General features: G+C 70.9%; 14 protein-coding genes. 7 read left to right on the forward strand and 7 right to left on the reverse strand.

Features of this window, described 5'->3' with window-relative positions; all coding sequences use genetic code 11:
* From E4099_RS33665 to E4099_RS18420, 4 genes are all read left to right on the forward strand, one after another.
* The coding region (locus tag E4099_RS33665; RefSeq protein WP_209446652.1) for a hypothetical protein at window positions 1-180 on the forward strand (180 nt) is incomplete at its 5' end.
* Window positions 181-239: 59 nt separating this feature from the next.
* Window positions 240-1337 carry a tryptophan--tRNA ligase gene (gene trpS / locus E4099_RS18410; RefSeq protein WP_386390009.1) on the forward strand — a complete coding sequence of 366 codons (1098 nt, stop codon included), beginning with the start codon at window positions 240-242 and terminating at the stop codon, window positions 1335-1337.
* Window positions 1338-1583: 246 nt separating this feature from the next.
* Window positions 1584-2171 (forward strand): 2'-5' RNA ligase family protein, encoded by a 588-nt coding sequence (locus tag E4099_RS18415; RefSeq protein WP_135340186.1) that lies wholly within the window; start codon window positions 1584-1586, stop codon window positions 2169-2171.
* An 890-nt stretch (window positions 2172-3061) separates the two neighbouring features.
* Window positions 3062-4006: a YihY/virulence factor BrkB family protein gene (locus tag E4099_RS18420; protein ID WP_135340187.1), complete on the forward strand. Its 945-nt coding sequence runs from the start codon at window positions 3062-3064 to the stop codon at window positions 4004-4006.
* Window positions 4007-4276: 270 nt separating this feature from the next.
* Here the strand turns inward: E4099_RS18420 and E4099_RS18425 are convergent, their stop codons facing one another.
* A complete protein-coding gene (locus E4099_RS18425; RefSeq protein ID WP_342451929.1) occupies window positions 4277-5527 on the reverse strand; it encodes a D-alanyl-D-alanine carboxypeptidase family protein in 1251 nt (416 codons plus the stop codon).
* A 148-nt stretch (window positions 5528-5675) separates the two neighbouring features.
* Here E4099_RS18425 and E4099_RS34265 point away from each other — a divergent pair, with 148 nt between their 5' ends.
* The gene (locus E4099_RS34265; RefSeq protein ID WP_245244969.1) at window positions 5676-5990 is read left to right on the forward strand and encodes an SCO4848 family membrane protein; all 315 of its coding nucleotides are present in this window, start codon (window positions 5676-5678) and stop codon (window positions 5988-5990) included.
* Between the two features lie 203 nt (window positions 5991-6193).
* Entirely contained in the window at window positions 6194-7750 is a 1557-nt protein-coding gene (locus E4099_RS18430) for an ABC transporter substrate-binding protein (RefSeq protein WP_209446653.1), read from the forward strand.
* A 232-nt stretch (window positions 7751-7982) separates the two neighbouring features.
* Here E4099_RS18430 and E4099_RS18435 read toward each other — a convergent pair whose 3' ends face one another.
* Window positions 7983-8447, reverse strand: a complete 465-nt coding sequence (locus tag E4099_RS18435) for a MarR family winged helix-turn-helix transcriptional regulator (protein ID WP_135340189.1) — start codon at window positions 8445-8447, stop codon at window positions 7983-7985.
* Between the two features lie 94 nt (window positions 8448-8541).
* Here E4099_RS18435 and E4099_RS18440 point away from each other — a divergent pair, with 94 nt between their 5' ends.
* Complete coding sequence (locus E4099_RS18440) at window positions 8542-9669, forward strand: epoxide hydrolase family protein (protein WP_135340190.1); 1128 nt, start codon at window positions 8542-8544, stop codon at window positions 9667-9669.
* Between the two features lie 170 nt (window positions 9670-9839).
* Here E4099_RS18440 and E4099_RS18445 read toward each other — a convergent pair whose 3' ends face one another.
* From E4099_RS18445 to E4099_RS18465, 5 genes are all read right to left on the reverse strand, one after another.
* Window positions 9840-10616 (reverse strand): succinate dehydrogenase iron-sulfur subunit, encoded by a 777-nt coding sequence (locus E4099_RS18445; protein ID WP_135340191.1) that lies wholly within the window; start codon window positions 10614-10616, stop codon window positions 9840-9842.
* The gene (gene sdhA, locus E4099_RS18450) at window positions 10616-12370 is read right to left on the reverse strand and encodes a succinate dehydrogenase flavoprotein subunit (protein ID WP_135340192.1); all 1755 of its coding nucleotides are present in this window, start codon (window positions 12368-12370) and stop codon (window positions 10616-10618) included. Before sdhA ends, E4099_RS18445 begins: the two co-directional genes overlap by 1 nt.
* 23 nt (window positions 12371-12393) lie before the next feature.
* Window positions 12394-12879 carry a succinate dehydrogenase hydrophobic membrane anchor subunit gene (locus E4099_RS18455; RefSeq protein ID WP_135340193.1) on the reverse strand — a complete coding sequence of 162 codons (486 nt, stop codon included), beginning with the start codon at window positions 12877-12879 and terminating at the stop codon, window positions 12394-12396.
* Between the two features lie 2 nt (window positions 12880-12881).
* The gene (gene sdhC / locus E4099_RS18460; RefSeq protein ID WP_135340194.1) at window positions 12882-13262 is read right to left on the reverse strand and encodes a succinate dehydrogenase, cytochrome b556 subunit; all 381 of its coding nucleotides are present in this window, start codon (window positions 13260-13262) and stop codon (window positions 12882-12884) included.
* A gap of 156 nt (window positions 13263-13418) precedes the next feature.
* A partial coding sequence (locus tag E4099_RS18465; protein ID WP_425348258.1) for a 2-oxo-4-hydroxy-4-carboxy-5-ureidoimidazoline decarboxylase occupies window positions 13419-14066 on the reverse strand: 648 nt, incomplete at its 5' end.

Below are 14066 nucleotides of genomic sequence, written 5' to 3' on the forward strand. Positions count from 1 at the left end.
TCCCCGACCCGTCCGTGTCGGGCCGGCTCCGGTACGTACCGACCGGTGCTGGTCCGGGGCCGGTCGGGGGACGCGGCGGTGTCCGGCCGGGGCGGCGACCGGCGGGCCGGGGCCGTGGCGGTGCGCGGTGGCGGGAGCGCGGTGGTGCGGGGCCCGGGCGGCGGTGAGACGTGGACATGACGGATGTGAGACAGGGCCGGGACGGTGGGCGGTCCGAGAAGACCCGGGCACCTGAGAGAATGGGGGGCATGGTCCTCGATCCCCCGCCATCCCCCGAACTCCGTCCTGAGGCAGCCGCGGCCCACCACTCCCAGGGGAGTGGTCACAGCGCGTCGCGACCGCGTGCGCTCTCCGGGATCCAGCCCACCGCGGGCTCCTTCCACCTGGGGAACTACCTCGGCGCCATCCGGCAGTTCGTCGCCCTGCAGGAGACGCACGACGCTTTCTACATGGTGGTGGACCTGCACGCGATCACCGTGCCGCAGGATCCCCGGGACCTGCGCGCCAACACCCGGCTCGCCGCGGCCCAGATGCTGGCGGCCGGCCTGGACCCGGACCGCTGCACGCTGTTCGTCCAGAGCCACGTGCCCGAGCACGCGCAGCTGGCCTGGCTGATGAACTGCCTCACCGGCTTCGGCGAGGCGTCCCGGATGACGCAGTTCAAGGACAAGTCCGCCCGGCACGGCTCGGACCGGATCACGGTGGGTCTGTTCACCTACCCGGTGCTCCAGGTCGCCGACATCCTGCTCTACCAGGCCCACCACGTACCGGTGGGCGAGGACCAGCGGCAGCACGTCGAGCTCACCCGCGACCTGGCCGAGCGGTTCAACACGCGCTTCGGGGACACCTTCGTCGTCCCGGACCCGTACATCGTCAAGGAGACCGGGAAGATCTACGACCTCCAGGACCCGTCGATCAAGATGAGCAAGTCGGCGTCCACGCCGAAGGGCATCATCAACCTGCTCGACGAGCCCAAGGTGACCGCCAAGAAGATCAAGAGCGCGGTCACCGACCTGGAGACCGAGATCCGCTTCGACGAGGAGCGGAAGCCGGGCGTCAGCAACCTGCTGACCATCTACTCCACGCTCACCGGAAACTCCATCGCGGACCTGGAGACCACGTACCAGGGCAAGGGGTACGGTGCGCTGAAGACCGACCTGGCCGAGGTGATGGTCGAGTGGGTGACCCCGTTCCGGGAGCGGACCCAGGAGTACCTGGACGACCCCGAGACGCTGGACAAGATCCTCGCCAAGGGCGCGGAGAAGGCCCGTGCGGTCGCCGCCGAGTCGCTGGCCGCGGCCTATGACCGGATGGGATTCGTGCCGCCCAGGCACTGATCGATCGGGGCACTGACCGATGGGGGCACCGCCGACGGGGCGGCGCCCGAACGGTCGGTGCCATGGAACCAAGCGGTCCGGGCGCCCAGCGCGGTGCCCGGATCGGGGCCCAGGGGACCGGCAAGGGGTCTTTGGGCCCGTATGCCCGGGACCGAAGCAGCTAGCCGCGCGGGCGGCAGGGCGGCCACACTGGCACACGGGTGCGGCAGCGGAGCCCGATCAGGGCCGCCCAGGAGGGAGAACACAGTGGGGACCGTAACGCTCGGCGTTTCGATCGTGGTCCCGGAGCCGTACGGCAGCTTCCTCCAGGAGCGGCGCGCGGGCTTCGGGGACCCGGCCGCGTACAGCATTCCCACCCATGTCACCCTGCTTCCGCCGACCGAGGTCGAGCAGGCGCGGCGGCCCGAGGTCGAGGAGTACCTGAAGAAGGTGGCCGCCGCCGGGCGGTCCTTCCCGATGCGGCTCGCCGGCACCGACACCTTCCGCCCGCTCTCCCCGGTGGTCTTCGTCCGGCTGGTCGAGGGCGCGGAGGAGTGCGCCCGCCTCCAGGAGCGGGTCCGGGCCGGTTCCGGGCCGTGCGCCCGTGAGCTGCAGTTCCCGTACCACCCGCACGTGACCGTCGCGCACGGCATCGACGAGGAGTCGATGGACCGGGCCCAGCGGGAGCTGCGGGACTTCGAGGCGGCCTGGACGATCGGCGGCTTCGCGCTCTACGAGCAGGGCGCGGACGGGGTGTGGCGGCTGGACCGCGAGTACCCCTTCGCCGACTGCCCCACCGCCGCGGTCCCCCGCCAGGCGGACCTCTCCCGCCCCAGAAGCCTGCCCTCCGCGTAGCCGCTCGGCGCTGGCCCGGCGTGGGTGGGTCTGGCGGACCTCTCCCGGCTCAGGAGCCTGCTCTCCGCTTTGCCCGCGCTGCCCTGGGCCGCCGCGCGCCGAGCGCGGACCTCGGGCCCGGCCCTGGGGAGGCGCTGCCACCCGCATGGGTGGGCCCGCACCCGGGAAGCCCGCCCTCCGCGATACCCGCGCCGCCGCTCGCCCTGGGGAGTCGCCCGGCGCCAGCCGCACCCCCTTCGCCAAAAGGGTGATTATCTGAGTGTCGGACAGATCAATGCCGGGGTTCGGGCGGGGAAGCGGGAAGAGTCGGTCTCACCGGAGCCCAGCGGCTCCGCGCCGGAGGCGGTGCGCGCATGGCCCGCCCTCGGCCAACGGGACCGCTGGGCACCACCGGGTGGTGTGCCATCCGGTCGGCGCTCGGCCGCGTGTCGGGCGCCGGACGGGTGCACATCATGGCGCATCTCCGCCGCCGCCCGGCGCATGGAACGGCTCCGCCACCGGACGGAGGGTCTGCCGACTCGCTCCGGGAACGGTGTCCGCTCTGTGTCGCCGGGCGGCAGAAACGTTACGCCTCCGGGCGGGGATGCGCCTCCCCTCAGGGATGCGCCTCCCCTCAGGGATTCCCCTCCGGCGGGGCCGATGGGGCCAGGCACGCGCCGTACGGCGGTCACCGCACCCCGGACGCCGTCCCGGCCCCTCCGTCCCGTCACCCGTCGCCGTGCTCCGACCGAGGCGCGGTCGCGGGGGCGGTTCGCGACGGCTTGGCCGGGTGGGGTGACGGCCGCCGCGCCGTACTCCCGGAGAACCGGGACACTGGTGTGCGGAGTGTCCACGGCGCGAATGGATCACGAGGGACGCATGGGTACCGGGCGAACGGCAAGGGCTTGGCCATGGACTGGTTGACCCGCTTGCCCTGGATCGGCCCGCTGATGGCCCGTCTGATGCGCACCCACGCCTGGCGCTCCTACGAGACGCTGGACCGGGTCCACTGGTCCCGGCTGGCCGCCGCGATCACCTTCATCAGCTTTCTGGCGATGTTCCCGCTGATCACGGTGGCGGCGGCGGTCATCGCCGCGCTGCTCAGCCCGGGGCGGGTGCACGAGCTGGAGCGCAAGGTCTCCGAGCAGGTCCCCGGCATCTCCAACCAGCTGGACCTGAGCGGACTGGTGGCCAACGCGTCCACGGTCGGCCTGGTCGCCGGTGGAGTGCTGCTGTTCATCGGCATCGGCTGGGTCGGGGCGCTGCGCGACTGCCTGCGGGCCGTCTGGGAGCTGGACGACCTCCCCGGCAACCTGGTGTGGCGCAAGGCCAAGGACGCGGTGGTGCTGATCGGCCTGGGCGGGGTGGCGGTGGGCTCGCTGGTGGTCTCGGCCTTCGGGGTCACCGCGATCGGCTGGGCCGCGCACCAGCTGCACATCGCCGAGAGCGGGGTGGGCGGCTGGCTGCTGCGCATCGCGGCGTTCGCGGCCGGGGTGGTGGCCGACGTGCTGCTGCTCGGCTACGTCCTGACCCTGCTGCCGGCCGTGCATCCGCCCCGCCGGAAGGTCGTGGTCGCGGCGCTGATCGGCGCGATCGGCTTCGAGGCGCTGAAGGTGCTGCTGAGCAGTTATCTCCAGGGGGTGGCGGCGAAGAGCATGTACGGGGCGTTCGGGGTGCCGGTGGCGCTGCTGCTGTGGATCAACTTCACGGCCAAGCTGACGCTGTACTGCGCGGCCTGGACGGCCACCGGGGAGCCGCGCCCGGAGAAGCGGCCCGTGGACACCGGCTCGGGCGAGGAGGCCGAGCCCGGCCCCGGCTCCGCCTCCGGCGCCACGAGGTACCGGCCGGAGGCGTAGGCCGTCCGGCGGAACCCCGGCACCTGCCGCAGGGCACACCGCCCCGAGCCCAGGGGACGTCGGGTGGGCGCCCGAAGGACGACCGACGGCCCGTCCTTCGGAAGGCGGATCCCCGACGGTCGGGCCGGCGAGGCGCCGTACGGCTGAGGGCCCGGGCCGCAGGCGCGTGGGGCGCCCGCCCGCCCCCCGGAAGGGCTGCCCTCCGGAGCCGCCCCGGAGCCGGGCCCGAGCCCGCCGGGAGGCCCGAGCCGGGGCGGGTGGATCACGCGGTCAGCGCATCGCCCGGCGCCTGCGCAGCAGTACCGCGCCGCCGGCGGCGCCCAGCAGGGCCACCGCGCCCGCCGCGATGCCGACCACCGTCCAGGTGCCCAGGGAATCCGAATCCGACGCGTCGGAGGACGCGGCCTGGGCCCCGGACCGGCCCGCGGATCCACTGTGCCGGGCGGCGCCGGGGGCGTTGTTCTTCCCGGCCCGGCCGCTGCCCTTCGGGGCCGGGTCGACCAGGGTGCCGACCGGGCGGGTCGAGCCGGCGGCGGCGAAGCCCCAGTCGAAGAGCTTGGCGGTCTCCTTGTAGACCTCGTTGAGCTCCTGCCGGGACGGGTTCATCACGGTCACCAGCAGGGTGCGCCCGCCGCGCTCGGCCACCCCGGTGAAGGTGGCGCCCGCGTTGGTGGTGTTGCCGTTCTTCACCCCGGCGATGCCCTTGTAGGGCGGCACCCCGTAGCCGGTGAGCAACCGGTTGGTGTTCTGGATGCCGAAGTGCTCGCGCTCGGGCACGCTCTCGTCTCCCTTCGCCTTCCGCTTGCGGTCGTCGTCCTTCTTGTAGTCGCCGGGGAACTCCGCGTACGCCGTGGAGCAGTACTCCCGGAAGTCCGCCCGGCGCAGCCCCGCCCGGGCGAACAGGGTGAGGTCGTAGGCGCTGCTGACCTGGCCCCGCTCGTCGTAGCCGTCCGGGGTGACGACATGGGTGTCCAGCGCGTTGAGCTGCCGGGCGCGGGCCTGCATGTCGCGCACGGTCTTCGGCACGCCGCCGTTCATCGCGGCCAGCACGTGCACCGCGTCGTTCCCGGAGCGCAGGAAGACACCCAGCCACAGGTCGTGCACCGAATAGGTGAGGTTCTCCTTGATGCCGACCATGCTGCTGCCCTCGCCGATGCCCAGCAGGTCCGAGGGGTCCACCTTGTGGATCCGCGTCTTGGGGAAGCGGGGCAGCACGGTGTCCGCGAAGAGCATCTTCATCGTGCTGGCCGGGGGCAGCCGCCAGTGGGCGTTGTGGGCCGCCAGCACCTTGCCGGAGTCCGCGTCCGCCACCAGCCAGGACCGGCCGGACAGGCCCTTGGGCAGGTCCGGTGTGCCGGGGCCGGGGTCCACCTGGGTACCGGGGCGGCCGAGCCGGTCGCCGCCGACGGTGGACATCCGGGCGGGCGGCTTCGGGTCCTTGTCCGACCGGGGGCCGGCGGCCTGCGCGGGGGCGGCGCCGAGCAGTAAGGCGGTGGCGAGGGCCAGCGTCCCTGCGGGCATCACCCGAAGGAGGCTGCGGGGGGCGGGGGTGGCGGAATCCATGGGCACGAGGCTGAACGTATCGTCATCCGCTTGACGACGGGTGGGAGCCTCGTCCGAAGCAGACCCTCTCGGCCGTATGCTCCGACCCTTGCCCATACTGGAAGTCATGCTCCACTCATCCCGGGACACAGCCCGCACCCCCGTCACCCGTCTCAGCCGTCCAGTGGCCTGGTTCCTGCTCGCTTTCGGGGTATGGAGTTGGTTCATCTGGATCACCTTCGTCAAGAACTTGGCCAAGGACGCCAGCGGCCTCGCCTTCGACGACGGAGACCCCACCGCGTACTTCTGGGTCCACCTGCTGCTCGCGATCACCTCGTTTCTTCTGGGGACGGCCATCGGAGTGATCGGGTTGCGCGGCGTGCGCGCCCTGCGGCGCAGCGCACAGGAGGACGCCGTGACACCGCCCGTATCCGAAGGGTGATCCCGGTATCCCACCCTGTACCGGTGCGCGAAACCCCATGATTCGTCCGGACGAGCCATGACGTTCCAGGACACAAGAGGCCCATGCCGCCCGGGGGTTGATGACGAGGGCCAGCGCCGTGTGGTTGGGTACGGAACGACACCGGACGGGCGTGCGAGAGCGGTCGCACGCCCGCGGTGCGTTGGGGCCGGAGGGAACGCGGAGTGCGTAAGGTCGGAATACAGGTCGCCATCGGCTGCGCGGTGGTGGTGGCTCTGGGAGCGGGCGGTCTCGCGCTGATGTCCTCCTCGGAGGAGGACAAGGACCCGATCAACGTCGGCACCTCCGAGGTGGTCACCGGACTCGACCCGGCGGGTGTCTACGACAGCGGCTCGATGGCGCTGTTCAGCAACGTCTACCAGTCCCTGCTGACCTTCACCCCCAGCTCCCAGCAGCCGGTGCCGGACGCCGCGTCCCACTGCGACTTCCGGGGCGAGGACCTGCTGGTCTACGTCTGCGAGCTCCGCCCCGGCCTGAAGTTCTCCAACGGGCACCCGCTGACCGCCAAGGACGTGAAGTTCTCCTTCGACCGGATCGTCGCGATCAACGACGACCAGGGGCCCGTCAGCCTGCTCTCCACCCTGGACACGGTGCGCACCGAGGGCGAGCGGCAGGTCGTCTTCCACCTGCGCTCCCCGGACGCCACCTTCCCGTACAAGATCGCCTCCGGTGCCGGCGCCATCGTGGACCACCAGGAGTACCCGGCGGACAAGCTGCGCGACGACGGCAAGGTGGACGGCTCCGGGCCCTTCACCCTGTCGGAGTACGAGATCGGCGAGAAGGCGGTGCTCAAGCCCAACGACGACTACCAGGGCGTGGGCAAGGGCACCGGGCAGCCGGTCACCGTGCACTACTTCGATTCCGGCGACAAGCTGAGCACGGCCTGGAAGAAGCGCGAGGTCGACGTGGTCGCCAACGGGCTGCCGCCCCAGATGCTCGCCAAGCTGAACCCGGCCGACCCCGACATCAAGGTCATCAAGGACGCCGCGCCGACCACCCGCTCCCTGGTGCTCGACATACGCTCCGGCTCGCCGATGGTGCACAAGGAGGTCCGGCAGGCCGTCGCGGCGGTCCTGGACCGCGAGGCGCTCGTCCGCCGGGTGCACAAGCGCACCGTGGACCCCCTGTACTCGCTGATCCCGCAGGGCATCACCGGCCACACGACGCCGTTCTACGACGACTACCCCAAGGTCGACACCGAGCGCGCCCGCCGGCTGATCCAGGAGGCCGGCCTCAAGACGCCCATCCCCTTCACCCTCGGCTTCTCGGAGGGCGAGACCAACATCGCCGAGGCGAAGGAGGTCCGGCGGCAGCTGGAGGCCTCCGGGCTGTTCAAGGTGACCATGGCACGGCGCGACTGGAAGACCTTCCAGACGGACTTCGCCGACCACGCGTTCGACGCCTTCACCATCAGCTGGGTGGCGGACTTCCCGGACCCGGACACCTTCACCACTCCGCTGGTCGGCCCCAAGCCCGTCTTCCACAACGGCTACCGCAGCAAGCAGGTCCACCAGCTGATCCAGCGCACCCAGCGCAAGGCCAAGCGCTCCGAGACCGCCAGGGACTTCCGCGCCATCCAGGAGATCGTCGCCCAGGACGTGCCGCTGATCCCGCTGTGGCAGCAGCAGCAGTACCTGGTCAGCTCCAACGACATCTCCGGTACGGAGTACCTGTCGGACGGCACCGGCACCTGGCGCCTGTGGGGCCTGGACCGCATCTGACACCCCCGCACACCGATCACCGACGCCGGTGACCCGGGCCCCACGGCCCGGGTCACCGGCGTTTTCGCGAGCACCCCGCCCGTACGCGCCAGGAGGGGCTTCGGGTCGGGTGTTCCCCGCCCTGTACGCGCCCGCGACGGGCCCGGCATGCCCGTGGGGCCGGCCCATCGGATCCGGGCGCCCCGCGATGGCCCCGGAACCCGTCTCGCGAGCCCTCGACGGTGGGCGCGGGCTACGGCGCCTGGTGCGGGGGCCGGTGGTGCTCGGCCAGGACGCCGAGCAGGCGGGTGAGTTCCTCCCGCTGGCCGGGGGTGAGGGGGGCGAGGAGTTCGCGCTGGGCGTCGGTGATGAGCGCGTCCAGCTGTTCCAGGCGGCGGTGGCCGGCGGGGGTGAGGGTGATGACGTTGCGGCGGCGGTCGGCGGGGTCGGGTTCGCGGCGGACGCAGTCGGCACCGGCCAACTCGTTGAGGACGGCGACCATGTCGCTGCGGTAGATGCCGGTGCGGCGGCTGAGTTCGGCCTGGCTGGCGGCGCCGGCCTCGGCGAGCGCGGCCAGCACCGCGAAGTGCCACTTGTGGGCCCCCTGGGCGGTCAGGCGCTCGCTGACGAGCCGGTCGCCGACGTTCGCGGCCCCGGCGAGCAGGCGGCTGGGGATGGCACGCAGCCGGGCCGGGGTGTGTTCGGGGGTCGCGCTCATGGGGGTCCTCCACCGTTGCGTTAGTGCCACTAACAGTCTACCTTCATTAGTGACACTAACGTTTGTGCTCCGAACGAATTGTGGAGTGAAGACCGTGATCAAGCCGTTCCGCATCGACATCCCCCAGGCCGACCTCGACGACCTGGCCGACCGCCTCTCCCGCACCCGCTGGCCCAACGAGGTCGCCGACGCCGGATGGGACTACGGCTTCCCGCTGGCGCGGCTGAAGGAGCTCGCCGAGTACTGGCGCACCGGCTACGACTGGCGTGCGCGGGAGGCCGAGCTCAACGAGCTTGCGCACTTCACCACCGAGATCGACGGCCAGAACATCCACTTCGTCCATGTGCGGTCCGCGAAGCCGGACGCGCTCGCGCTGGTCCTCACCCACGGCTGGCCCGGTTCGTTCCTGGAGTTCCTCGATGTGATCGAGCCGCTGTCGCGCGACTTCCACCTGGTGATCCCGTCCATCCCGGGCTTCGGCTTCTCGGGGCCGACCCACGAGCGCGGCTGGGACGCCACCCGGGTCGCACGGGCCTGGGCCGAGCTGATGCGCCGCCTCGGCTACGAGCGCTACGGCGCGCAGGGCGGCGACCTCGGCGCGGGCATCTCCATGGCGCTCGGCGCGGTGGCACCCGAGCGGGTCGTCGGAGTGCACGTCAACTACCTGCCGACCCGGCCGGACCCGGATGCCGGCCTCCACCTGTCGGAGGAGGACGAGGCCCGGCTGGACACGGTCCGGCAACTGATGGCGAACCGTCCGCCGTACCAGGCGCTGCAGGCCCTCACCCCGCAGACCATCGGCTACGCGCTGACCGACTCGCCGGTCGGCCAGCTGGTCTGGATCGCCGAGCGCTTCGCACAGTGGACCGACCCCCGGACGCCGGTCAGCGACGAGCGGATGCTCACCGACGTCTCGCTGTACTGGCTGACCGCCACCGCGGCCTCCTCCGCGCGGATGCACCACGACGCCCCGCGGGGGGCCCGGCAGCGCTGCCCGGTGCCGCTCGGCGTCGCGGTGTTCGCGCACGACATCACGCGGTCGGTGCGACCGCTGGCCGAGCGGCTGTACGACATCAGGCACTGGTCGGAGTTCGATCGCGGCGGCCACTTCGCCGCGATGGAGGTGCCGGAGCTGCTCGCCCGGGACGTCCGGGACTTCTTCCTCACCCCTGCCGAGGACACCCGGCGACCGGCGTCCGACCGCGGCGCGGCGCCACGCTGACCCGAGGCCGGCCCCTGGCGCCTCCCCCCGGCCGCCAGGCGGGCAGGTCACCGCGCCGGCCGCCGCCGATCCGTACGGGCGGGCACCCCTCAGGCCCGAAACGCCCGAGGGGCCCGTACCCCTGGTGGGATACGGGCCCCTCGCGCTGGATCGGTCAGACCGTCCGAGGCTCAGAAGCGACGCGTGATCAGCGCGCGCTTCACCTCCTGGATGGCCTTGGTGATCTCGATGCCGCGCGGGCACGCCTCGGTGCAGTTGAAGGTCGTACGGCAGCGCCAGACGCCGTCCTTGTCGTTCAGGATCTCCAGGCGCTGCTCACCGGCCTCGTCACGCGAGTCGAAGATGAAGCGGTGCGCGTTGACGATCGCCGCCGGGCCGAAGTACTGGCCGTCGTTCCAGAACACCGGGCACGAGGAGGTGCACGCGGCGCACAGGATGCACTTGGTGGTGTCGTCGAAGCGCTCGCGGTCCGCGGCGGACTGCCGGCGCTCGCGGGTCGGCTCGTTGCCCTTGGTGATCAGGAAGGGCATCACGTCGCGGTAGGCCTGGAAGAACGGCTCCATGTCCACGACCAGGTCCTTGAGGACCGTGAGCCCCTTGATGGGCTCGACCGTGATCGGCTTGTCCGGGTTGAGATCCTTGATCAGGGTCTTGCAGGCAAGCCGGTTGCGGCCGTTGATCCGCATGGCGTCGGAACCGCAGATGCCGTGGGCGCAGGAGCGACGGAAGGTCAGCGAGCCGTCCATGTCCCACTTGATCTTGTGGAGACCGTCCAGGACGCGTTCCTTCGGGTCGATCTCGACCTGGAAGTCCTGCCAGGTCGACTCGTCCGAGACCTCCGGGTTGAAGCGGCGGATCCGGAAGGTGACCGTGATGTACGGCGAAGCGGTGCCCTTCGCGCCCTCCGGGGCGGAGGAGGGCTTGTCGAGCGTTGCTGCGGTGCTCATCAGTACTTACGCTCCATCGGCTGGTAGCGGGTCTGGACGACCGGCTTGTAGTCGAGCCGGATCGACTCGGAGCCGTCTGCGTCCACCTCGCGGTACGCCATGGTGTGCCGCATGAAGTTGACGTCGTCGCGGTTGGGGAAGTCCTCGCGGTAGTGGCCGCCGCGGGACTCCTTGCGGGCCAGCGCGGAGACCGCCATGACCTCGGCGAGGTCGAGCAGGTTGCCCAGCTCGATGGCCTCCAGCAGGTCGGTGTTGAACCGCTTGCCCTTGTCCTGGATCGCCACGTTCTTGTAGCGCGCCCGGAGCTCGGCGATCTTCTCGACGGCCGTCTTGATCGTCTGCTCGGTGCGGAACACCATGACGTTGGCGTCCATGGTCTCCTGCAGCTCGCGGCGGAGCTCGGCCACCCGCTCGTTGCCGGTGGACTCGCGCAGCTGCTCGACCTGCTTGACCACCAGCTCCGCCGGGTTCTCCGGCAGCTCGACGAAGTCGGCCTTGGCGGAGTACTCCGCGGCGGCGATGCCGGCGCGGCGACCGAAGACGTTGATGTCCAGCAGCGAGTTGGTGCCCAGGCGGTTGGCGCCGTGCACCGACACGCAGGCGACCTCGCCGGCGGCGTACAGGCCCGGCACGACGGTGGTGTTGTCGGCCAGCACCTCGCCCTCGACGTTGGTCGGGATGCCGCCCATGGCGTAGTGCGCGGTGGGCTGGATCGGGATCGGGTCGGTGTACGGCTCGATGCCCAGGTAGGTGCGCGCGAACTCGGTGATGTCCGGCAGCTTGGCGTCCAGCTGCTCCGGCGGCAGGTGGGTGAGGTCCAGGTAGACGTGGTCGCCCTCGGGACCGCAGCCGCGACCCTCGCGGATCTCGGTGTAGATGGAGCGGGACACCACGTCGCGGGAGGCGAGGTCCTTCATGACCGGCGCGTACTTCTCCATGAAGCGCTCGCCGTCCTTGTTGCGGAGGATGCCGCCCTCACCACGGGCGCCCTCCGTCAGCAGGATGCCCATCCGCCAGATGCCGGTCGGGTGGAACTGGAAGAACTCCATGTCCTCCAGCGGCAGGCCCCGGCGGTAGACGGCGGCCTGGCCGTCACCGGTGAGGGTGTGCGCGTTGGAGGTGACCTTGAAGAACTTGCCGCAGCCGCCGGAGGCGTAGATGACGGCCTTCGCCTGGAAGATGTGGATCTCGCCGGTGGCCAGCTCGTAGGCGACCACGCCGGCGGACTTCTTGACGCCGTCCACCTCGGTGATCAGCTGGTCCAGGACGTAGAACTCGTTGAAGAACTCCACGCCCTCCTTGACGCAGTTCTGGTACAGCGTCTGGAGGATCATGTGGCCGGTGCGGTCCGCGGCGTAGCAGGACCGGCGCACCGGGGCCTCGCCGTGGTTGCGGCTGTGGCCGCCGAAGCGGCGCTGGTCGATGGTGCCGTCCGGGGTCCGGTTGAACGGCAGGCCCATCTTCTCCAGGTCCAGGACCGAGTCGATGGCCTCCTTCGCCAGGATCTCCGCGGCGTCCTGGTCGACCAGGTAGTCACCGCCCTTGACCGTGTCGAAGGTGTGCCACTCCCAGTTGTCCTCCTCGACGTTCGCGAGGGCGGCGGCCATGCCGCCCTGGGCGGCGCCGGTGTGGGAGCGGGTCGGGTAGAGCTTCGTCAGCACGGCGGTGCGGCTGCGCTTGGTGGCCTCGATGGCGGCGCGCATGCCGGCGCCGCCGGCGCCGACGATGACGGTGTCGTACTTGTGGATCTGCATGTGATTACCTCAGCCCCGGGGCACTAGCGGATGTTCGGGTCGAAGGTGAAGATCACCAGCGTGCCCAGCAGGATGGTGAAGGTGGCGGCCGAGTAGAGCAGCCCCTTCAGCCACAGGCGGGTGTTGTCCCGCTCCGCGTAGTCGTTGATGACGGTACGCAGGCCGTTCGCGCCGTGCAGCGTGGCGAACCAGAGCATCAGCAGGTCCCAGGTCTGCCAGAACGGCGAGGCCCAGCGGCCGGCCACGAAGGCGAAGCCGATCTTGCTCACGCCGCCGTCCAGCACCAGCTGGATCAGCACATGGCCCAGGACCAGCACGACCAGCAGGACGCCGGACAGGCGCATGAACAGCCAGCCGTACATCTCGAAGTTCGTACGGGTCGCCTTCGGCGTCTTCTTGGTGCGTGCCCGCGGCGGCTCGATCAGCGGTGCCGGGTTGTCCACGTCGTACAGGCGGACGGAGTCGTTCACGGTGTTCACGTCGCTCACGGAGGAAGTCTCGGTCGGCATCGTCAGCTCCCGAACAGCTCACGCAGCGTGTGCTGCAGAACGGGGTAGAAGGCACCGGCCATCAGGACGACCCAGATGCCGACCACGGACCAGAGCATCTGCTTCTGGTACTTCGGGCCCTTGGACCAGAAGTCCACGGCGATGACCCGCAGGCCGTTCAGCGCGTGGAACAGGATGGCGGCGACGAGGCCGTACTCCATCACGTTGACGATGGGGTTCTTGTACGTGGCGACGACGTCGTCGTATGCGCTCGGGGATACGCGGACGAGTGAGGTGTCGAGCACGTGCACGAACAGGAAGAAGAAGATGAGGACGCCGGTGACTCGGTGAGCCACCCAGGACCACATTCCTTCCCGGCCGCGGTACAGCGTTCCAGCCGGCACGGAAAACCCTCCGGGAGCGGGGATTGGGGCCTGCCGGCTTCTCTGTCGGTCTGGCCCGGCCGGGTACGGTCCACCGGCCCTCGCCATCGTAGCGACGTGTCGTCGGTTCGCTCGCGCGGGGTCCTCAGGTGTGATCAAACAGGCACGTACGGCCTATCAAGCTAGGTGAAACTGGGTGATTTCGGGCTGCCGGGAGGGGCTGGTGGCCAGCCTGGCCAGCCGGCCCCGGGCGATTCGCCGCAGTTCGTCCGCGGCAACCGCGGACTCCGTTTCCTTCTCGTGACCCAATCGAGTGCGGATCCCTACCAGTACGGCGTCCAATACCTCGTCCGGCCCCACCTCGTCCAGGTAGATCAGGAAGACATGGCCGAACCTGCGCTGGTACTCGGCATGGGCCGCGGTCAGCGCGGTGTGCGCGGCCAGCCGGCTCCGCGCCCCGGACGGCGGGTGCCGGCGCACCCAGGTCAGCGGCGACCGGCCGGCCGACTCCCCGGCCAGTGCCTCCGCCAGATCGGTGGCGGTCAGGTCGTAGCTGGCCTCGTCCCCGGCGGCGAGCAGTGACTCCAGATCCGGGTACGGCCGGTGTGTCGCGATCCGCCGCGCCCAGCTCCGGGATCCGCAGCAGCTCAGCAGGGCCGCCTCGGCGGCGGCCGGGGATGCCGCGTTGAACCGGGTCAGACCCGGCAGCGGGCGGGGCGCGGTGGAGGCCGCCGAGGGGGGCTGGGGGAAGCACGCCGGACGGGCGGTGGCGGAGGCGGCCTGCGGTACGCCGGTCAGGAGGGTGGTGCGGCCCGGTGCCGGTAT

The organism is Streptomyces palmae (assembly GCF_004684805.1).
Lineage (GTDB): Bacteria > Actinomycetota > Actinomycetes > Streptomycetales > Streptomycetaceae > Streptomyces > Streptomyces palmae.